Annotated in this window: 16 protein-coding genes, 1 tRNA gene and 1 pseudogene; 9 read left to right on the top strand and 9 right to left on the bottom strand. The window is 55.3% G+C overall.

The features are described from left to right. Window positions 1-159 precede the first annotated feature (159 nt). From Q0N43_RS08815 to Q0N43_RS08800, 4 genes are read left to right on the top strand one after another with little or no spacing between them, the layout of a single operon-like run. Window positions 160-2,172, top strand: a complete 2,013-nt coding sequence (locus Q0N43_RS08815; RefSeq protein WP_295445496.1) for an alpha-glucosidase — start codon at window positions 160-162, stop codon at window positions 2,170-2,172. Beyond that, window positions 2,169-3,200 (top strand): LacI family DNA-binding transcriptional regulator, encoded by a 1,032-nt coding sequence (locus Q0N43_RS08810; RefSeq protein ID WP_295445494.1) that lies wholly within the window; start codon window positions 2,169-2,171, stop codon window positions 3,198-3,200. The genes Q0N43_RS08815 and Q0N43_RS08810 overlap by 4 nt, the downstream gene beginning before the upstream one ends. Continuing rightward, a complete protein-coding gene (locus Q0N43_RS08805; RefSeq protein WP_295445493.1) occupies window positions 3,197-4,099 on the top strand; it encodes an aldo/keto reductase in 903 nt (300 codons plus the stop codon). The genes Q0N43_RS08810 and Q0N43_RS08805 overlap by 4 nt, the downstream gene beginning before the upstream one ends. Further along, window positions 4,096-5,163: an LLM class flavin-dependent oxidoreductase gene (locus Q0N43_RS08800; RefSeq protein WP_295445491.1), complete on the top strand. Its 1,068-nt coding sequence runs from the start codon at window positions 4,096-4,098 to the stop codon at window positions 5,161-5,163. Before Q0N43_RS08805 ends, Q0N43_RS08800 begins: the two co-directional genes overlap by 4 nt. 189 nt (window positions 5,164-5,352) lie before the next feature. On the opposite strand, the gene prfA is transcribed toward Q0N43_RS08800, so the two are convergent. Both prfA and hisS read right to left on the bottom strand, forming a co-directional pair. Then, complete coding sequence (gene prfA / locus Q0N43_RS08795; RefSeq protein ID WP_295445488.1) at window positions 5,353-6,429, bottom strand: peptide chain release factor 1; 1,077 nt, start codon at window positions 6,427-6,429, stop codon at window positions 5,353-5,355. Between the two features lie 361 nt (window positions 6,430-6,790). Continuing rightward, a complete protein-coding gene (hisS, locus tag Q0N43_RS08790; RefSeq protein WP_295445487.1) occupies window positions 6,791-8,059 on the bottom strand; it encodes a histidine--tRNA ligase in 1,269 nt (422 codons plus the stop codon). Between the two features lie 201 nt (window positions 8,060-8,260). Here hisS and ppa point away from each other — a divergent pair, with 201 nt between their 5' ends. Both ppa and Q0N43_RS08780 read left to right on the top strand, forming a co-directional pair. Beyond that, window positions 8,261-8,797, top strand: coding sequence for an inorganic diphosphatase (gene ppa / locus Q0N43_RS08785; protein WP_295445485.1), 537 nt, complete (start codon window positions 8,261-8,263; stop codon window positions 8,795-8,797). Further along, window positions 8,794-9,105, top strand: coding sequence for a hypothetical protein (locus Q0N43_RS08780; RefSeq protein WP_295445482.1), 312 nt, complete (start codon window positions 8,794-8,796; stop codon window positions 9,103-9,105). Before ppa ends, Q0N43_RS08780 begins: the two co-directional genes overlap by 4 nt. Before the next feature lie 14 nt (window positions 9,106-9,119). Here Q0N43_RS08780 and sppA read toward each other — a convergent pair whose 3' ends face one another. Both sppA and Q0N43_RS08770 read right to left on the bottom strand, forming a co-directional pair. Next, complete coding sequence (sppA, locus tag Q0N43_RS08775) at window positions 9,120-10,994, bottom strand: signal peptide peptidase SppA (protein ID WP_295445480.1); 1,875 nt, start codon at window positions 10,992-10,994, stop codon at window positions 9,120-9,122. Window positions 10,995-11,431: 437 nt separating this feature from the next. Further along, window positions 11,432-11,977, bottom strand: a complete 546-nt coding sequence (locus Q0N43_RS08770) for a hypothetical protein (RefSeq protein ID WP_295445477.1) — start codon at window positions 11,975-11,977, stop codon at window positions 11,432-11,434. Between the two features lie 49 nt (window positions 11,978-12,026). On the opposite strand from Q0N43_RS08770, the gene Q0N43_RS08765 reads away from it, so the two are divergent. Next, a complete protein-coding gene (locus Q0N43_RS08765) occupies window positions 12,027-12,767 on the top strand; it encodes a TlyA family RNA methyltransferase (protein ID WP_295445474.1) in 741 nt (246 codons plus the stop codon). Window positions 12,768-12,809: 42 nt separating this feature from the next. Here the strand turns inward: Q0N43_RS08765 and Q0N43_RS08760 are convergent, their stop codons facing one another. The 4 genes from Q0N43_RS08760 to Q0N43_RS08745 form a co-directional block, all read right to left on the bottom strand. Next, the gene (locus Q0N43_RS08760) at window positions 12,810-14,621 is read right to left on the bottom strand and encodes a long-chain fatty acid--CoA ligase (RefSeq protein ID WP_295445471.1); all 1,812 of its coding nucleotides are present in this window, start codon (window positions 14,619-14,621) and stop codon (window positions 12,810-12,812) included. Between the two features lie 95 nt (window positions 14,622-14,716). Then, a complete protein-coding gene (gene ggt / locus Q0N43_RS08755) occupies window positions 14,717-16,462 on the bottom strand; it encodes a gamma-glutamyltransferase (protein ID WP_295445468.1) in 1,746 nt (581 codons plus the stop codon). A 44-nt stretch (window positions 16,463-16,506) separates the two neighbouring features. After that, the gene (locus tag Q0N43_RS08750) at window positions 16,507-17,544 is read right to left on the bottom strand and encodes a quinone-dependent dihydroorotate dehydrogenase (protein ID WP_295445466.1); all 1,038 of its coding nucleotides are present in this window, start codon (window positions 17,542-17,544) and stop codon (window positions 16,507-16,509) included. Window positions 17,545-17,589: 45 nt separating this feature from the next. Beyond that, window positions 17,590-17,748 carry a hypothetical protein gene (locus Q0N43_RS08745; protein WP_295445463.1) on the bottom strand — a complete coding sequence of 53 codons (159 nt, stop codon included), beginning with the start codon at window positions 17,746-17,748 and terminating at the stop codon, window positions 17,590-17,592. A 115-nt stretch (window positions 17,749-17,863) separates the two neighbouring features. Here Q0N43_RS08745 and Q0N43_RS08740 point away from each other — a divergent pair. Together Q0N43_RS08740 and Q0N43_RS08735 are read left to right on the top strand one after the other, a co-directional pair. Beyond that, window positions 17,864-17,938: transfer RNA gene (locus Q0N43_RS08740), tRNA-Thr, on the top strand. 117 nt (window positions 17,939-18,055) lie between these two features. Next, window positions 18,056-18,166: pseudogene (locus tag Q0N43_RS08735) on the top strand (pyruvate, phosphate dikinase); the annotation flags it as partial. Window positions 18,167-18,432: 266 nt separating this feature from the next. On the opposite strand, the gene Q0N43_RS08730 reads toward Q0N43_RS08735, so the two are convergent. After that, on the bottom strand, window positions 18,433-20,663 hold a 2,231-nt coding region (locus Q0N43_RS08730), incomplete at its 5' end, for a glycosyltransferase family 41 protein (protein ID WP_295445460.1).

Here is a 20,663-nt window from a genome sequence, read left to right as displayed (position 1 = left end):
TCAAGCAATAAAAGCTTTATCGGGATATGCCTTATCAATATCTGAGTTGTTACAACATTGACTCAATATGTCTAGCGGTGTCATATGCCTCCAATATTTTGGCAGCAACTGTTGCAGTGTTGTCATATATGCCGTTTTGACCAACCAAAGAGACCGACCTTGCCATTTAAGATCATCATGCAAGCAGACGGCTTTGACCTGCTGCGCGATGACGTCTGCATGATGTCTCATCGCAATAAAGCGCCTGCGATTGACGTCGGCATTGGATTACCGGACCTTGAAATGGTTCGTGGCAATTTCCGCATCGACGACATCGTTGAGACACGATTAATGCTGGATTGCTGTTCAGAAACAGATGGCGTCATCCACCTTTGGAATGCGGCGCGCCCTGATGTGGTCGTTACGCTCAAGCTGACACAGCGTGCGCAGCAATCGGCGCTTGAACTGCGCTGCAGTGACCCCGCCTTCAACCGTCTTTGGATAAATATGCAGTGCGCCACTTCCGAAGCCTTTTGGGGTGGCGGCGAGCAAATGTCTTATGTGCGGCTTAACGGGCGTCGCTTTCCGTTCTGGACGTCGGAGCCTGGGGTTGGCCGCGATAAATCGACCGCGCTTACGCAGACCATGGATGCCAATGGCTTGGCGGGCGGTGATTATTGGACCACCAATTATCCGCAGCCGACTTGGCTAAGCAGCGCGCGTCATGCGGTGCACCTCGAAACAGCAGCCTATTGCGTCCTCGATCTGACTGAAGCGGACCGGTTTGGTGTCGAATGCTGGTCGGCCAATATGGATTTGGAGCTATTCGACGCGCCATCTCTGCCAGATCTGGTGACAAAATTGTCCAACCGTTTCGGGCGTCAACCGCCCTTGCCCGACTGGGCGATTTCTGGCGCAATTGTCGGCCTTAAGCACGGCGTGGACACATTTGACCGCTTTGAGACCATAGCTGCCTCTGGCGCAGCCATTAGCGGACTATGGTGCGAGGATTGGGTTGGCATCCGCCAAACAAGTTTTGGCAAGCGCTTGTTCTGGGACTGGAAATGGAATGCCGCGCGCTATCCAGATCTACCTGCGCACGTCGCCGCGCTGGCCAAACGTGACATTCGCTTTTTGGGCTATGTGAACCCTTATCTGGCGGTGGATGGCGCGCTCTATCAAGAGGCGCTGGCCAAAAATTATCTCGCATTGCGGCAGGACAGCGACGCAGCCTATGCCGTCGACTTCGGAGAATTTGACGCAGGCATAGTGGATTTCACCAATCCCGACGCCGCTAACTGGTTTGCCGACCGCATCATTGGTCAAGAAATGCTCGATTTCGGGCTGTCGGGGTGGATGGCTGATTTTGGCGAATATCTGCCAACTGATGTGCGGCTGTTCGACGGATCGGACCCAATGGAGGCGCATAATCGCTGGCCAGTGCTTTGGGCCAAGGTCAACGCCGATGCCATCGCCGCCCGCGGGAAAACGGATGACGCGACCTTCTTCATGCGCGCCGGTTTTTCGGGCGTTCAGGCGCATTGCCCTTTATTATGGGCCGGTGACCAATGCGTCGACTTCACTCGACATGACGGCATCAACACCGTAATCACCGCAGCCTTATCGTCCGGGTTGTTGGGCAATGCCTACCACCATAGCGATTTGGGCGGGTATACCAGCCTGCATGGCGTGGTCCGGACCGCAGAACTCATGCATCGTTGGATCGACTTGGCCGCATTTGCCCCCGTGATGCGCAGCCATGAAGGCAACCGCCCGGCGGACAATCTGCAACTCGACAGCAGCCCCGAAATCCTGCGCCATTTTGCACGGATGAGCCAAGTCCATGCGCAACTTGCCCCTTATGTCCGCGTATTGTGCGACGAAGCAGTGGCGACTGGCCTACCGCTGCAACGGCCCATGTTCCTGCATTATGACGACCCAGCATATTACGATATTCAGGACCAATATCTATATGGAGCTGACATGATCGTGGCACCCGTCGTTGAACAAGGCCAAGACAGCCGCCCGGTGGTGATACCCGATGGCGACTGGGTCCATCTCTGGTCGGGCAAGGCCCATAACAAGGGCACGCACGCCATAGCCGCGCCCAACGGCCAACCACCTGTATTCACCCGCGCCGATAGCATATATGCGGACCTATTTGCGTCCATTCGCACAGCGTTCGCTGCATGAACCCGCGCGCCAACATACGTGATGTTGCAAAGCTCGCTGGTGTGGCGGTGAAAACCGTCAGCCGCGTGCTCAACGACCATCCTTATGTGAGTGCGGCCACCAAGGCCAAAGTGGACGCCGCAATGTCGGAGCTTGGCTTTAGCCCAAGCATCGCCGCGCGCATATTGGCGGGCACCAAATCCGGACAGATCGCTTTAATCTACGACAATCACAGCCCTTATTATATGCACCAGATCATGCAAGGATGCTGGGACCGTTGCCATCAAGAGGGCATGCGCTTAATCGCACAGCCTGTCGATATTGCAGACCCGGGCGTGGGTGAACAGGTGCGCGGCATGGTGCGTCAAACCCATGTGGATGGCGCAATACTCTCCTCCCCCGTCACCGATTGCGTGCCCGTGCTGAACGCGCTTGAGGCGCTCAACATCCCCTTTGTGCGTATTTCGCCGGGCACCAACCATGCGTTGACCAGTTCAGTCTTCATGGATGACATGCAGGCCGCTGACGACATGACGACGAAGCTCATCAACATCGGGCATCGGCGGATTGGCTTTATCAAAGGCCACCCAAATCATAAGGCGAGTACGGAACGACAAGCGGGTTACGAACGCGCATTGGGACGCGTCGGCATATCGGTTGATTTTGACCTGATTGCCGAAGGGCGGTTTGATTTCGAAAGCGGCGTATCTGCCACCGAGCAGTTCTTGTCTCTGAAGCATCCACCCACCGCGATTTTCGCATCAAACGACGACATGGCATCGGGCGTGCTTGCGGTCGCGCATCGGCGCGGCATTCAAATCCCAGTGCAGCTTTCGGTTGTAGGCTTTGACGATACCACGCTGGCGCGTGTTGTCTGGCCGCCCTTGACGACTGTGCGTCAGCCTGTTCGCGACCTTGCATCGACCGCCGCCGACCTGTTGTTTGGCGAAGGCGGAATTGAGCATCGTCGCCTGCCCCACGAACTTATCAGCCGCGAATCCGTAGCCCCGCCCTATGTCCCTTCTCCAAAAAAGAGCAAAAAATCATGACGCTTCCCCGCACACCCCACACACGCTTATTGGGCAAAAGTGGCATAGAAATCTCGTCCCTGGCATGGGGCATGTGGCGCTTTGCCGGACTGGAATTGTCCGCAGCTAGAGCCGCCATTGATGCTGCGTTTGAAGCTGGCATCACCCTGTTTGACACCGCCGATATCTATGGTTTTGGCGACCACGGTTTTGGCAAGGCCGAAGAACTGCTTGGCCACATATTTGCGCAAGCCCCTGAATATCGCGACCGCATGGTCCTTGCGACCAAAGGCGGCATTACGCCGCCAACACCCTATGACAGCAGCGCGGAATATCTGACAAAAGCCATTGATGACAGCCTGACCCGTTTGCGCACTGACCGCATTGACCTGTGGCAAATTCACCGGCCAGACGTGTTGACCCACCCGCAGGAAATCGCCCGCACCATCGAAAACGCGCATATAGCAGGCAAAATTCGCGCGTTCGGCGTGTCCAACTTTACGCAAGCACAGATTTCGGCGCTGGCGCAATTTAGCCCAGTTCCCATCGTTTCGACACAACCCGAACTGTCGCCGTTGCGGATCGACACCGTCGAAAATGGCGAGCTGGATCAAGCGATAGCGATGAACCTTGCGGTGATGGCATGGTCGCCTTTGGGTGGTGGCCGCATTGGCGACCCCCAAAATGCGCGTGAGCAAAATGTCGCTGCTGCGCTTTCGGCGGTTGCGGCGGCGCATGGCGTTTCGCGCACGGCGGCGGCCTGTAGCTGGATCATGGCGCACCCCGCCCAGCCCATCCCGATTATCGGTTCGCAAAACCCGGCGCGCATAACCGAAGCTGCCGACGTGTTCAAAATTCAATGGACCCGCGCGGATTGGTACAGCGTCCTTGTGGCCGCAAGAGGAGTGCCGCTGCCATGAACAAGCCTGTCGAAGTGAGCTGGTTCTCCGCGCTTTGCGATGACGACTATGAATTTTTGGGCGTCCCCGACACCAATCTGGCGTCCAGCTGGGAACATTGCCGTAATATCGTTTTGGCTGCCGAAAAAGGTGGGTTTGACAATATCTTGCTGCCATCGGGCTATACCCTTGGCTTAGACACAACTGCCTTCGCCAGCGCAATTGCCGCACTAACCTCACGGATCAAATTGCTGATGGCTGTGCGCATTGGTGAAAGCTGGCCGCCACAATTGGCGCGGCAGATCGCGACGCTGGATCAAATTTCGGGCGGGCGGTTGAACATCAACATCATCTCGTCGGACTTGCCCGGCGATAAGATGGATTCCGAACCGCGCTATTGCCGTACAGTTGAGGCGATGCAGATATTGAAGACATTGCTAAACGGCGAGCATCTGTCGATTGACGGCGAGCATTACAAAATCGACATCGACCCGCCGCGCATGAAAACCGTTAGCGGCAAATGCCCGCCGCTCTATTTCGGTGGCCTGTCGCCAGCCGCCAAGGACGCCGCTGCCGAAGGGTGCGACGTATATCTGATGTGGCCCGAAACGGTGCAGGGTGCCAAGGACTTGGTCGACAACATGACCGCCCGCGCCGCCAAATTCGGTCGCACGCTGAAATACGGCTTCCGCGCGCATGTCATCGTCCGCGAAACCGAGGCGGAGGCGCGCGCTTACGCCAACCGCTTGCTGTCCAAGCTTGATGCTGATCAGGGCGAGGCGATCCGCAACAAATCGCTCGACACCCAAACATTCGGCGTTGCGCATCAGGCCGAGCTGCGTGCGCAAGCTGCGGCAAATGATGGTTATTTAGAGGATAATCTGTGGACCGGCATTGGCCGCGCCCGTTCAGGCTGCGGCGCGGCAATCGTTGGCGACCCCGACCAAGTGCTCGCCAAAATCAACGCCTATCGCGAAGCGGGTATCGAGGCGTTCATTTTGTCTGGCTACCCCCATATCAATGAATGCGACATGTTCGCGCGTTATGTGTTACCCAAGTTGGATCATGGGCGGTTGGAAGTTTAGTCGGCTTGCAAAACGGAAAACCGTGCCATTCCCGCGAAAGCGGGAACCCATGGCCTGACGGGTCAGCCTAAACCGACAGATCAGACCATGGATTCCCGATCCAGTCGGGAATGACAAAGCGTCACTTCACGTGGCTCAGATGCTTCAACCCGCCCCCGACCCCTCCCGCCTACGGGAGGGGAGACGTGGTTACTCCCCCAGCCCGGCCATGCGCTCGGCCTGATCCTCGGCGATCAATGCGGCGACGAGTTCGGCCAATCCGCCGCCCTCCAATATTTCAGGCAATTTATGCAGCGTCAGGTTGATCCGATGGTCGGTCACGCGGCCTTGCGGGAAGTTGTAGGTGCGGATGCGTTCGGAACGGTCGCCGGAGCCAACCATGGCCTTGCGGGCTTCTGCTTCGGCGCCTTGGGCCTCCTCACGTTCTTTTTCGTACATGCGCGCACGCAGGACCTGCATCGCCTGTTCCTTGTTCTTGTGCTGGCTGCGCCCGTCCTGACACGTCACCACAATACCAGTGGGCAAATGGGTAATGCGCACGGCTGAGTCCGTGGTGTTGACGTGCTGCCCGCCGGCGCCCGACGCACGATACACATCAATTTTCAGGTCGCGCGCCTCGATCTGGATATCGACTTCCGTAGGCTCAGGCAGGACGGCGACAGTCGCCGCGCTGGTATGAATCCGTCCGCCGCTTTCCGTCACTGGCACCCGCTGCACACGGTGAACGCCGCTTTCATATTTCAGCTTGGCAAATACGCCCGTGCCCTTGATCGCGACCACCACTTCCTTAAATCCACCCACGTCGGAGGCGCTGACCGAAATCGGCTCAATCTTCCATCCCTGCCCCGCGGCGTAACGTTCATACATGCGATACAGATCGCCCGCGAACAATGCGGCTTCGTCACCGCCCGTGCCCGCCCGAATTTCCAGCATCGCTGGCCTGTCATCCGCAGAGTCGCGGGGCAGTAACGAGATGGCTAGCGCCGTTTCCGCGTCCGATAGCTGCTGCGTGACCACGTCCAGTTCCTCGACCGCCATCGCATGCAAATCTGGGTCAGAATTATCCTGCGCCATGACCCCAAGCGTTTCGATTTCCGCACGCAAACGCCGGACTTCAGCGGCGGCCTTGGCTACTGGCTCCAACTCAGAATATTCGCGCGAGGCGGCTACAAAAGCGTCACCCTCCAACTGCCCAGAAGCCATCCGTGCCTCCAACTCGGAAAAACGCGATTCAATTTGCGCAATGCGGTGCGGAGAGATTTTCAAAGGGCCAACCCCAAAATCCAAACATTGTCATTCCCGCGAAAGCGGGAAACCATGGCCTTATATTTCCGCGCGCGATACGTTTTTAGTTCGCACGAAGACACTAAGACCCAAAGCAACTTCTTTATGCCTTCGTGCCTTTGTGCGAACCATTTTACCGATACGTGTGATAGGCCCCAGCCTTCGCTAAGTCGACGAAAATAGGGTTTCACGCAGAGGCGCAGATGACGCAGAGAAGCATTCCCCTCAACGTCATGCTGAACTTGTTTCAGCATCCATCGTGAAGCCGACACCGAAGGGCAGAGAGGCAAAATGGACCCTGAAACAAGTTCAGGGTGACGGCGGACATTTATGGTAGGACGGATCATTCGCCGTCGCCACTGGCAGTCTGATAACCGTCAGGGACATGCGCCAGAGCTTTGGCAATCAAATCTCTCAATGCGTATGGAGACCCCTGAACAAGCGTGATGTGCAATTGCTGGCCAGGCCGAATGAACAGCAGACCGTCAACGCTGGCTTTCCGGGCAGATTCGATTTGCCGCTTTGGATTGGTTTTAAATGAGCGAAAAACGGGTACGCCCTCGCGGCGAAGTTTATTGGCTACTCGCTGGGCTTCCTCGTCTAGTTCTGGTGCATCGGCGACGACTGCAAAAGTCATTTCACGACCTGTTGGCGCATCCAATAACATCGCCAACCGCTCAATGCCCGCAGCCCAGCCGACCGCTGGCGTCGCGGGACCACCTAAATTCTCGATCAAGCCATCATAACGCCCGCCGCCAAGCACAGTCCCTTGCGCGCCAAGCCTGTCGGTCACAAATTCAAACGCAGTATGGCGGTAATAATCGAGGCCGCGCACCAATGCGGCGTTGCGGGTCCATGCGACCCCTGCGGCATCAAGGCCTGCGGTGACCGCACCGAAGAAATCCTGCGCTTCGCCCGATAGATAATCGTCGATAACAGGCGCAGCGTCGGCAATCGGGCGATCTTTGGGGTCTTTACTGTCCAAGATACGCAGCGGGTTTTTCTCCAACCGCGACAGGCTGTCTTCGGACAACGCGCCCTTATGGTCGTTGAAATAGCCAACCAAAGCGGCGCGCCATGCGTCTCGGCTAGGGGTGTCACCCAGCGTGTTCAACTGCAACGTCACGCCATCATCTATGCCAAGCTCCTTCAGCAACTGGTCCGCCATGACGAGCAATTCGACATCTGCCGCAGGCTCCGCCGCGCCAATGATTTCGGCGTCAATCTGGTGAAACTGCCGATAGCGGCCCTTTTGCGGGCGCTCATAGCGGAACAATGGCCCATGCACCGACAGCTTCATGGGCGCAAATTGCTGCCAGCCATTGGTAAGGTAAGCCCGCGCAATGCCAGCGGTGAATTCGGGCCGCAACGTAATAGAATCGCCGCCGCGATCTTCAAACGTATACATTTCCTTGGAGACAACATCGGTCGCCTCACCCAGGCTACGCGAAAACACCGCAGTGGGTTCAATCACCGGCAGTTGCATGCCCTTAAAACCATAAAGCTTGCGCACGCGTTCGAAGGTCGCGACCACATGCGCAAAGCGTTCCTCGGTTTCACCGAACATGTCTTGCGTGCCGCGCACGGCTTGGGGTGTCTGTATCTTTGCCATAACAAAGCGCCCTAGCGGCTAATTGCGGTGAGTGGAATAGGGCTGGGCTCAGCAGTACAAACGTTTTGCGCAAATAGACATCGCATATTCAGGTAGTTTGCGCTATCCGCGCCTCGAAGTCACAGGCCTAGGCAAGACGGCGATTGATCGTCTACTCGGCCCGCGACAGACCAAGCTATAACAATTTGAAAGCATTCTCCCATGCGTATTGATCTCATCCCGGCGGGCGACAATGTACCCGAAAGCCTCAACGTCCTGATCGAAGTTCCCATTGGCGGCGAGCCCGTGAAATATGAATTCGACAAGGCATCCGGCGCTTTATTCGTCGACCGCTTCCTACACACGCCCATGCGCTATCCAGCCAATTATGGTTTTGTGCCACACACTTTGGGCGAAGATGGTGATCCCTTGGACGCTTTGGTCGTGGCACGTTCGTCCATCATCGCGGGCGCAGTTGTCAAATGCCGTCCGATTGGCGTGCTCATGATGGAAGACGACAAGGGCGGCGATGAAAAGCTGCTATGTGTTCCGGTCAACGAAACCTTCCCTTATTATTCCGATGTCGTCACCTACAAGGACATGCCACCTATCGTCCTGCAACAGATTGAGCATTTCTTCACCCATTATAAAGATCTGGAGCCTGGAAAATGGGCGAAGCTAAATGGCTGGGGTGATGAAACGGACGCAAAACGTATCATTATAGAATGCGTGGAACGTGCAAAGGAACAAGGTGTATGAAACGAATTGCGCTAGTTGGTATTTTATCACTGGCGCTTTCGGCTTGTGCCACCCCCGAAACCCGCGTCCGCACGGCATTGATGGATGCGGGACTTTCGCAACCGATTGCCGCGTGCATGGCCGACCGGATGGTCGACCGCCTTTCGCTGATCCAGCTCAACAAGTTGAACGGTCTGAAAAAATTGCGCAGGCAAGATATGCGTAAGGTCACGGTTGAGGAGTTTCTGCGGCGCACCCGTGCATTGCAAGACCTTGAAATATTGGGTGTTTCAACCTCCTCTGGACTTATCTGCGCGGTAAAGGCTTAGCCTTCACCGCCAGCTTAGCTAAAGGCTTTCAGTAGAACCGATAGCCATGTTTTGTCCGCTGCGGCTGGCGCAGGCGGCGCGAAGTCGCCGCATTCCAAACATCTCGCCTGAACACCCTTCACACCCGTCAGCATGTCGAGGTCAGCCGCGACGCGCTGGATGAACAGGCTTTGCTGCCATGCGGCATGGGCGAATATATCCATCGGTGCGTTCGATTGCGCCTTCTTTGGCATCAACCCCTGGAGCAGCGTGCCGGCGAAGCTTGTAGACTGTTCGATATATACCGCATGCCAATCATCCGGTTTTAGTCCCGCCCGCTTTGCTGCTTCTGCCAGAGCATCATTCATATTGCCGGACCGGTCTACTAAGCCAAGCTGACGCGCTGTGCCACCAGCCCACACGCGCCCTTGGGCGACGGCGTCGACCTGCTCTGGGGTCTTTTTGCGCGCGGTCGCAACACGGGTCAGAAACTGGCGATAGCCGTTTTCAATCGCGCTTTGCGCCACACGGTCAAATTCAGGGCTAAAGCCGTTCAGGACATCGGGCTCACCCGACAATGGCGTTGTCTTGACCCCATCCGCATTCACACCAATTTTCGCTAAGCCAGCCTCGGCGCTTGGGATCACCCCGAAGATACCGATAGAGCCGGTGATCGTCGAAGGGGCGGCAAATATCACATCAGCGGGCAGCGAGACCCAATAGCCACCACTTGCCGCCAGATTGGCCATGGAGACAACAACCGGAATATTTTTGGCTTTAGCCGCAGCGATCGCGAGCCGGATTTTTTCCGATGCGGTCACGGATCCACCGGGCGAATCCACCCGCACGACAAGGGCCTTCAAATCCTTAGTATCCAATGCCTCATAAATCAGATTGCTGATCGTATCGCCAGCCGCTGAGCCTGGGCCGCCTTCACCATCAACGATGGTGCCCGCAACCGTCACAACGCCAATCTGCTCGCCTGCCGATGGCGGACCGTAGCTGGCCAACAAAGCATCCATAGGCGTATGCGCAAAGCCGCCTGTGGTTTTCTTTTCATCAGCGCCCACTTTGCTGGCGATGAATTTTCCAAAGGCGATTTTGTCGCCCAATTTATCGACCAATTTTGTCGACAGTGCCAACTGACCAAGGTCGCCCTTCGCCCCCTCAACCGCATCAGCGGGGTTGGTCAGCAATTGATCCAATTGTGCTTGCGGGCGGGCTTTGGCCACGTCGGCTTTCCATTGCCCCCATATCTCATCATACACGCCCTTGATCGCCATTTTCGATTCAGCTGACTGGTCAGATCGCATAAAGGGTTCGACGGCACTTTTGAACGTACCCACGCGGTAGATATTGGCCTTTACGCCTAATTGGTCGAGCAATCCCTTATAATAAGGCTGCGACCCTCCGGGCCCCGCCAGCAAGGCACCACCAAGCGGGTCCATCCAGATCTGCGTTGCATGGGCAGCCAGTTGATAGCTGTCATCGGTGTAGGCAGTCGCAAAAGCGTAAACGGGCTTGCCCGCCTTTTTGACGGCATCAATGCTATCCCCAATTGCGGCAAGGCTCGCTTGCCCGCCGCCCATGAAGCGTTCCATGTCTAATACGACCAATTTTACGCGCTTGTCGCTTTGGGCAAGCTTCAACGCGCGGATGATGTCACGTTGACGGATTTCACCAACAGGGGCCGCCGCCGAGGTCAGCGCCATCAGCGGGTCGATTTCAGCCGGCTGTTCGGCCACTACGCCATCCAGCTTGAGCAGCAACGCACCATCGCGGACCATCGCCGGATTCGGATTTGCATTTAGCAGCGCGAAAATGGCGGCAAAGAAAAGCGCCAAAAACAGCAATACAAACAGGTCCTTCACACCGACTAAAATTTTCCAACTAAGGCGCATAAACTGCATTTTTGATATCCTTCAGAACCTTACATCAAATGTAAGCATTTCATCAGCAATTGCCACCAATGTTCGACAAAAAGCATGCGCACAACATTAAGCGGGCATGCCATGGACAACAGAAAAGGGCCGCTGGAGTTAACCAGCGGCCCTTAAACATGGGTCAGCGGTCGGACGCCCGCTGCCGGAAGTTGCTTTCATGCCGTGGCCGGCATCGCTGATTTGCTCAGCGGCCGATCTCCCGAACGGAATTGTCCGACCTCTTAACTGAACCATGAGACATCGGATCACCTCCTTTCGTTAAATAAAATTTGCTTGCATCAAACATTTATTTGCCCTCCGCAGTTCGCACGATGAATCAAACTGCGATCACAAACAAGTCTTGTAATAGATTTATTTCTGGCTAAAATTATAGGTCTGCGCTGCGATAAATCGCGCGTTGATTTTCATCTGCAATCTTCAACTATTCGGGCGATTTCCGCCCATGTTGGCAAAATGACCGGCTGCTGCCCCTCCATGTCAACCAACACGCGGCCACGGCTAAAGGCCATGGCATCCAGGATCGGATCGGTGGTTGCGATGTCGGCGGTCAGATAGGTCGAATTTGCATCACTTGTCGTCGCTGCCATTGTTTTTGTTATGGTCGACGTGCGGATGACCAAGCGCGCGCCGGGTGCCGATGCCTCACGCGATAATGTGACGCGGCGTTTCTCTACATCACAACGAAAGCTTATCATCGGGTTGCGTCCCGACGCGCCGAACTGCGCCACCGAACCGCGGCCATCGCGGCGATACGTCCAATTCCCGGGTGTAAAGGGCCAGTCATTCCAATCGCCAGTTAATCGCGGCGGAGGCGGCGCAGCCAAAGGCGGCGGAGGCGGCGCAGCCAAAGGCGGCGGCGCGGAAATAATCTTTGGCGCAGACGGCGGCGGCGGCGCAGCACACGCGGCGAGGCCCAGAACGGCGAACAAGGTCAGGTAACGAATGTGCATGGCTTTGCCTTATGGCCAAATCATGCAAGCTCCGCTAGCGCGTTGCGGCATGGCGACCAAAAAAACACGATTAGATCAAATCATCGTTGATCGCGGCCTAGCCGACAGCAAAACCCGCGCCCAGGCGCTCGTCATGGCGGGCCATGTCTATATTGGCGATGCCAAGGCGCAAAAGCCGGGACAGCAAATCGCCGAGGATGCCGTGATCAGCGTGCGCGGCAGTGACCATCCATGGGTGTCCCGCGGCGGCATTAAGCTTGCCCATGCACTGGAGGCGTTTGCCATTGATGTGACCGACCATGTGGCTATCGACGTCGGATCATCGACGGGCGGCTTTACCGATGTTTTGCTGACCAACGGCGCAGCCCGCGTTTACGCCGTCGACAGCGGCACTAACCAGCTGGCTTGGAAACTGCGGCAGGACCCGCGCGTCATTGTTCATGAACAAACAAGCGCGCGCATCTTGACTGACGCGCACATAACCGAGGCAATCGACCTGATCGTCTGCGACGCCAGCTTCATTGGCTTAGCCAAGGTGCTTGAGCGCCCATTATCCTTTGCAAAAAGCAAGGCGCAACTCATCGCGCTCATTAAGCCGCAATTTGAAGCAGGCCGCGAAGAAGTAGGCAAAGGCGGCGTTGTGCGGGACGCAGACGTTCACACACGCGTATGTGACGAGATTAAAATGTGGTTGGTCGAAAAAAATTGGACAGTGCACGGCCTAACGACCAGCCCAATAACTGGGCCGCAAGGCAATGTCGAATTTCTGATATGGGCGCAAAATGCATAAAGGCCATATCCAAACGACCCCGCCCTTTTCGGGGTTCTAATATTAGTCCTTATACATGCCGTTGACTCGCGCCGTGTAACGCGCGCGGATGACATGACGGCGGATTTTCATGCTTGGCGTCATCTCGCCATTTTCGATGGAAAAGGGCTCATCCGCAAATTCGAACTGGCGCACTTTTTCAGTGACCGAAACATCCGCATTCACGCGATCCACAGCTGCGCGCACAGCGGCGCGGAATTGGGGATTGGCTTGTAGCTCGGCAAAGTCATATTTCATGTCCTGCGCCTGCGCCCATTCCAACGCCCATTCGGGATCTGGAACGATCAAACCGACAATATAGGGCCTTTTGTCGCCTGACACCATGGCCTGCAATATTTCGGGCTGAAGCGTGAGCATGCCTTCAATCTTTTGCGGCGCGATATTGTCGCCCTTGTCGTTTACGATCAGGTCCTTCTTGCGATCGGTAATGGCAATGCGGCCTTGGTCATCAATATGACCAATATCGCCGGTGTGCAGCCAGCCATCAATGATAACGCGATCTGTTTCGGCCTGATTGCGCCAATATCCCTTCATGACCAAAGGTCCGCGCACCAATATTTCGCCATCCTCGGCGATTTTGACCTCCGTATTTTTCAACGGCGGACCAACGGTGTCCATTTTGATGCCAGCGCTTGGCCGGTTGCAGCTGATGACAGGGCCGGACTCGGTCTGACCATAGCCTTGCAACATAGTGATACCCAAGGATTGGAAAAACACGCCGATGTCGGGGTTCAGCGGCGCGCCGCCGGACACCATTGCTTTCATCCGGCCGCCAAAGCGCGCCTGGATTTTTGGCTTGATTGTGCGCGATAAAATCAATCGCATCGGCGCATCGATAAGCCGTTTGCGCCCTGAATAGTCACGCTCCCCGATGGTCAGTGCCTTATCGAGCAGATAATTGGGAAGCTTGCCCTGCTTTTCGACAGCCTTGATCATCCGTTGACGCAGCACTTCAAAAAGACGCGGGACCACCACCATAACTGTTGGCCGCGTTTCTTCAATGTTGGCGGCTAGCTTCTCCAGCCCTTCGGCATAATAGATTTGCGCGCCAACGCCGATTGGCAGGAACTGCCCACCACTATGTTCATAGGCATGCGATAAAGGCAGGAACGACAAGAAAACTTCTTCTTCGTCTAAGCCGAAGTCTTCCCGAAGGACTGCCGCTGCGCCGTCAGCGTTATGCAAAATTGCACCATGATGCTGCATCACGCCGCGCGGGGCGCCACCAGTGCCACTGGTGTAGATAATACACGCCAAATCGTCACGGGTAACCGACGCCATCGCCGCTTCACAAGCGCGCACATCAGCATCTGTGCCTTTGACCATATCGGCCCAGTGATGCATCGATAACTGGCCCTTTTGCATCGCTGGCTGGGGATCAATGGCAATGATGAATTCCGCCTGCGATGACCGCAGCGCCGCTGGCATCAATATCTTGGCAAGCTTGGCCGTCGATATGATGACCGCGCGGGCGTCGCTATTGTCCAAAATATGTTGGTGGTCGCGTTCGGTGTTGGTGACATAGGTCGGCACGGTGACGCAACCTGCCGCCATGATACCCAAATCGGCGATGCACCATTCGGGCCGGTTTTCCGACACCAGCATGACCCGGTCGCCCTTTTGAAGCCCCAGTTGACGCAGCGATTTTGCAAAGCCGGCAACTTGCCGCGCAACGTCCGACCAGCTGATCGAATGCCAGGCATCGTCGTGCTTTGCCCATAAAAATGGCGTATTCCCGCGGTGGCGCGCGCGCGCAAAAAACATTGTTACAAGATTAGGGAAGCTGTCAAAGTCATCAAACTGTTCAGCAGCCATATATGCTCTCCTGCAAATTTCTCGCCACGCCACGGCCTGTTTTTGATATTCTATTTCCGGTAGCGCCACTGGCAATCTGGCCCAATGTGCGACTTTTATCCAACGCTTGGCAAAGGCACTTCCGCAGCAGCGGGGGGACCGATGATCGTGACCTTACCCTTTGCATATATGATCGCCGATGTCCCTTCACTCCGTGGATCTGCGGCACCTGTCCAAGCGCCATTAAGATATTGCGCACCATTCACCTTAGACCCGAGGTCAGCCACACGCACTTTTTGTCCGAACGTAGCAATCTGCTCCGCCATTGCCGCGAGCGGGGTGTCCTGTTCCAACTCCAACTGACCGCCACCAAAATAGATATTCGGCAGCTTTATCGCTTGATCAAGCGGCAAGCCGAAGTCCAGCACGCCAATCAGCGTTTTGGTAACATGCATAATGATCCGCTTACCACCGGCCGAACCAAGCGTCAGTACCGCCCGACCATCGCGGTCAAAAACCATCGTCGGCGACATCGAAGACAAAGGCCGCTTTCCGCCAGCAACGCGATTTGCCACCGGTGCCCCGTCCTTTTCAGGGGCGAAGGTAAAATCCGTGAGCTCGTTGTTCAAAAAGAACCCACCTGCCACAAGCTGGCTGCCAAACGGACCTTCAATTGTGGACGTCATATTGGCGATGTTGCCGTTTGCATCGACCGCAGTGAAATGCGTCGTGCCAGCAAGTTCGCTCGAAATCGCAGCAGTACGAGGCGCAGCACCGGGTGGCTTGCCCGCAGGATAGTCGCTACGCGCTTTTTCCGGATCAATCAGCGCTGAGCGTTCTTGAATATATTCGGGGTTCAATAGCCCGGCGACCGGCACGTCGACAAAGGCATCATCGGCCAGATATTTTTCGCGGTCTGCATAAGCTAGCTGCATCGCTTGGCCAATCAGATGCCAGCTTTTGGGGCTATCCTTGCCCGTTGCGGTCAAATCAAAACGCTGCAACGTACCCAAAATCTGAAGCACGGTGGTTGCGCCCGACGAAGGCGGCGCCATGCCGCACACAACATAGACCCGATAGGGCGCGCACACAGCCTGCTGTTCTTTGGCACGATATTGCGCGAGATCGCTCATCGTCATGTCACCGGGGCTGAGCTTGCTGGTGGTGACAGCCTGCACAATCTGGCTTGCAATCGGCCCTATATAAAAAGCTTCAGGCCCTTTTTTTGCCAACAGCTTCAACGTTGCTGCAAGTTTTGGATTTTTAAGCTTCATGCCTGCCGTAACGGGCTTGCCATTACGCCAATAAATCGCGCGGACTTCATCGAAATTCGGCCACAGCCGCGCATAAGCCTGCAACCGTGATTCCAGCGTTTTGTTAACAATGAACCCCTTGTCCGAGAGGCGGATCGCAGGCTTAAACACGGTTGCCCAAGGCAGTTTGCCCCATTTGGCGTGCGTTTGCGCCATCAGCTGGATGTTGCCCGGTACGCCAACCGAATGCCCGCCCTGAAACGCTGCGAGAAAGGCCAGTGGTTTGCCATCTGGTCCAACAAAACGATCGGCCTTCGCCGCCGCTGGTGCGGTTTCGCGTCCGTTAATTGTCGTCAACACGCCCTTCGCGCTATCTTGATACAATAAGAAACCACCGCCACCGATACCGCTCGATTGTGGCTCGACCACGGTCAAGGCAAGCATCATAGCCATCGCCGCATCCGCAGCAGAGCCGCCTTGGCGCAGCATTTCTATTCCCGCTTCTGTGACCCGAGGATCGGCAGAAGACGTGACGCCGACATTTTGGGCGGTCGCAGCTTGGGTGAAGAGGATGGCTGATGCGGTGAACGCGAGCAATGATTTTTTCATGCCCGCAACTTAGCCGCCTTGTGTAGCGAAAGCCAAGCGCAGATTTATCCGTCGACGCCAATGGCCTCGGTTATATTGGAGAATCCATCGGCCTGTAAAAGGCGTGCAAGTTGCGTATTGATCCTGCGCGCGAGGCCTGGCCCTTGATACACCAAAGCGCTGTAAATCTGCACCAAAGACGCGCCGGCGCGGATGCGCGCATAGGCATCTTCAGCCGACATGATGCCGCCCACGCCAATCAGCGGGAGTTGCCCGCCGCTTGCCTTGCGGAAATCAATCACGCGTTGCTGCGCCATATCGCGCAAGGGTGCGCCCGATAGACCGCCCGCCTCTCCCTTATGGCGTGAGATAAGCGCAGGGCGCGATATCGTTGTGTTCGACACAATCAACGCAGCGATGCCCCGCGACATGGCGACGCCGACAATATCATCAATGTCCGCAGGCTGCAGATCAGGCGCGACTTTCAAGAACACCGGCGTGTCGCGCGTTCGCGCCGCCATCACCTGCGCCAGCAAATCGTCCAGTGCCGCCTTGTCCTGCAAAGCCCGCAGGCCCGGCGTATTGGGCGAGCTGATATTGACGGTCAAATAATCGGCCAGCGCCTCCATGTTGCGCACGCCAATGACATAATCCGCCACGCGGTCGGCGCTGTCCTTATTGGCACCGATATTGATGCCGATAGGTCCTGTCCGCGCCTGTTCGGGAATGTTGCGCAGCAGATCAATTGCCGCCTGCTGCCCTGCATTGTTAAAGCCCATGCGGTTGATAACCGCTGCATCCTCTAATAAGCGGAACAGACGCGGCTTTGGGTTGCCCGCTTGCGGTAACGGTGTCAGCGTCCCCACCTCCGTAAAGCTAAAACCGAGCCGCAGGATTTCAACCGGAACCTCCGCGTTTTTGTCATAGCCAGGGGCAAGGCCAACGGGGTTCGCAAACCGCAAGCCCGCAAATGTCTGGGCAAGAACCGGAGACTGTGAACCAAAAGAGGGAATAGGCATAAGCCGGAGCGCAGCCAGCGACAGATTATGTGCGGTCTCGGCGTCGGCTTGAAACAAAAGGGGGCGTGCGAATTGGTATAACATGTCGGGTTCTATTCACGACAATCACGTGCGGTGCAACGACGATACTTATGCCTTGGAGTGGTTTTTCTCCGTTACCGGCTTTGCTGCATTGTCTTCGGCTTTAGGCGCTGAGGGCTTTGCCTTGCGCCGGCGCAAATTGGCACGCAGGGCTTCGCGCAGCCGCTCTGCCTTGATCCGCTCTTTGTCCTCTGCATCTTTTGCCAATGCCGTTCTCCTCTGCGCGCTATTGCGATGTCGGCGCGATGCCAAATGGCACGCCAGCGCGCAAGCCGCTTGACATTAAGCCCCAGCCTTCGCATAGGGCCGCACCTTCGGTATTGCTGCTGTAGCTCAGTGGTAGAGCGCGTCATTGGTAATGACGAGGTCGGGAGTTCAATCCTCCCCAGCAGCACCAGGTATTTTTCCCTTTTACGTCATATACTTAACTCTACACAAAGACGCTAGGTTGGTCGCGCAAATTCCGCGAGTTACCCGTAAATATTTTAACATTAGGGAGCCCAGAGACGCTGCGCCTGCCGATGCCTACTTCGGCAGGGCGGAAGCCATCATCAAACAACGTGAAAGGATCAAACGAAACACTATCGAATATCGGCGCTTGCATCACCGCAAGATCGCCGCATAATATTAACCAACCGGATGAGCCCAAACACTCGCCTGTTTTAAACTGCTATATGTCTCAAATTATCTGACGACGGACACAGTATAGTCCCCCCGCATCCCTATCGCTCCAGGCATCGCAAACCTCCTTCAGCTTGCGACACTGGAGCCGAAGGCGTGCAGAGCACAATCAACGTCGCAACCCTTATGCAAGCATTTAATAGGTCCTGAGCCTAATGTGCAACTGTAATGCTAAGCCAACAGTGTTTAGAGATTTTGGAGGCACCCAACTCATTGCCCATAGTCAGCAACCCAGATATCTCTAGGCTGTTGCCCCTCAAGATGGATCTGGTGGGCTGATTGAAGGCCCTTCTCAAAATTACGCGTATATCGTTTTGTATCGAAGAGAGGAGTTGTAAGCCTATTTGAAGATAGTTTATGCCTTATATCAGCAAGAATCATCGGATCATTCGCAATATCGATTATCTTGGCTTCGTAACTTTCTTCAGTGTCTGTTATCAACTCTGGAATTCCAACCGCTGTTAGAAGACTTGCCGCTACGCGAGCTGAAAACTGCTTTCCTCGCTTCGTAACGACGGGCAGCCCGGCCCACAGGGCATCACTTGCAGTCGTGTGCGCATTAACGTTAAACGTATCTAGAAATAGGTCAGCATGCTTGTGACGTGCCAAATGTTCAGCAATGGGCGCTTTTTCGGCAAACACGAGACGATATGGATGAACGCCGCGCAGAATCGCTTCTTTCCTTAGATTCCCTTGCGACCAAGTGTTTCCTTTGAGTAACCAAAGAACGCTTCCTTGCATATTATTCAATATTCGCATCCAAATATCAAATTCTCGTGATGTTATTTTATAATTGTTATTGAAACAGCAAAATACAAATCCGTTCTCTGGCAAGCCATAACTTTTACGGGTACTATAATCATTTTCTATTTCTCGGTCAGAATCATTAGGCTGGTAGCTGTGGGGGAGATAGATAACGCTTTCCGTATAAAATCCGCGCTGATCTTCCGGTATGACCTGCGGATCAGCAATAATATAATCGATAAAATCAGCACCCATTGTGCCAGGGTAGCCAAGATAGTTTATCTGTATGGGAGCAATTCTATATCTGAATATACCAGACCGTGTTTCTTGAGTATACCCCTTCAGATCAATAGCAATATCGATTTCGTGCGAACGGGTGAGTTCATAAATTTCTTCGTCAGACAATTTTGAAATGTCAAAAAAGAAATCAACGCTTTGCTTTACTTTTTCTTGAAAATTGTCGGAACGACGCCCGTAACTATAACAAAACACTTCAAACTGCGTCCTATCATGACATCTGAGCATGCCTGCAATTAGAAAGAATGTGGCATGATTGTGAAAATCCGCACTAAAGTAGCCAATTCTTAGACGGCCAGAGCGATTTTTTATGGTGGCAGGAGGCGCGATGGGCGATTGGCCATAACTCATTTGGGCAAATTTTAACGAGCGCTGCAACTGCAGTGAGGGCGCATCTGCCCATGTCAACGCAGTAAAGGGGGCTATTGCATCGGTTAGAATACCGAGACGAGCCGAAACTTCGTCCATCTGGGTCGTAACACTGAAGTCGCAGACCATGTACTGCAGAAATATCAATTGCGCTTCCGCATCGGCCCAAGTCGGCTTTATGGCGAGTGATTTGTGAAAGGCAGCGATGGCCTGATCAAGCTTGCCCTGCTCGCTGAGCGCGGTGCCCAGGTTGTAGTGCGCCTCGGCGTCATCGGGCTTGAACGCAAGCACCTGCCGGTAGGCAGAGATTGCCTCGTTAAGCTTGCCTTGCTGCCTGAGGACATTGCCGAGATTGTTGTGCGCATTGGCGTCGATGGGTTTCAGCGCCAGCGCACTGCGGTAAGCCTTTATTGCCTCGTCGAGTTTGCCCTGCTGCTTGAACGCGTTGCCCAGATTGTTGTGCGCGTCCGCGTCGATGGGCTTAAGTGCCAACGCGTGCTGATAGGCCGAAATTGCTTCGTCGAGCTTGCCCTGCTGCTTCAGCACATTGCCGAGATTGTAATGCGCCTCGACGTAGGTTGGCTTGTGCTCCAGCGCCAGCTTATAGGCCTTTACCGCCTCATTGAGCTTGCCCTGCTCTTTGAGGGCGACGCCCAGATTGTAGTGTGCATCGGCATCCGTGGGCTTGAGCTGCAGCGCCCGCCGATAGGCGTCGATGGCATCGTCCAGCTTGCCCATCTGTTTGAGCACATTGCCCAGATTATAGTGTGCCGCATCATAGGCAGGGTTCAGCGCCGCGGCTTTACGAAAACCACGCTCTGCCTCGACGAGCTGCCCCATTGCGTAATGCCCAGCAGCCTGAAGGCTGTAGATCAAGAACGAGGACGGATAGTCCGCCAACAGATTTTCAGCCTGCTGAACCAGTTCATCGAAGAACCCCTCATCGTAGGCCGTGACCAAAAGGTCGAGCTTATCTTTAGGTGGCACTTTAAGCGCCTCTCTGACGGAAGTTTGTGAAGCGATTTTGGCCA

It is taken from the genome of Sphingorhabdus sp. EL138, assembly GCF_945882965.1.
GTDB lineage: Bacteria > Pseudomonadota > Alphaproteobacteria > Sphingomonadales > Sphingomonadaceae > Sphingorhabdus_B.
The sequence above is the reverse complement of the archived record's forward strand: the minus strand, read 5'-3'. Positions and strand labels throughout refer to the sequence as shown.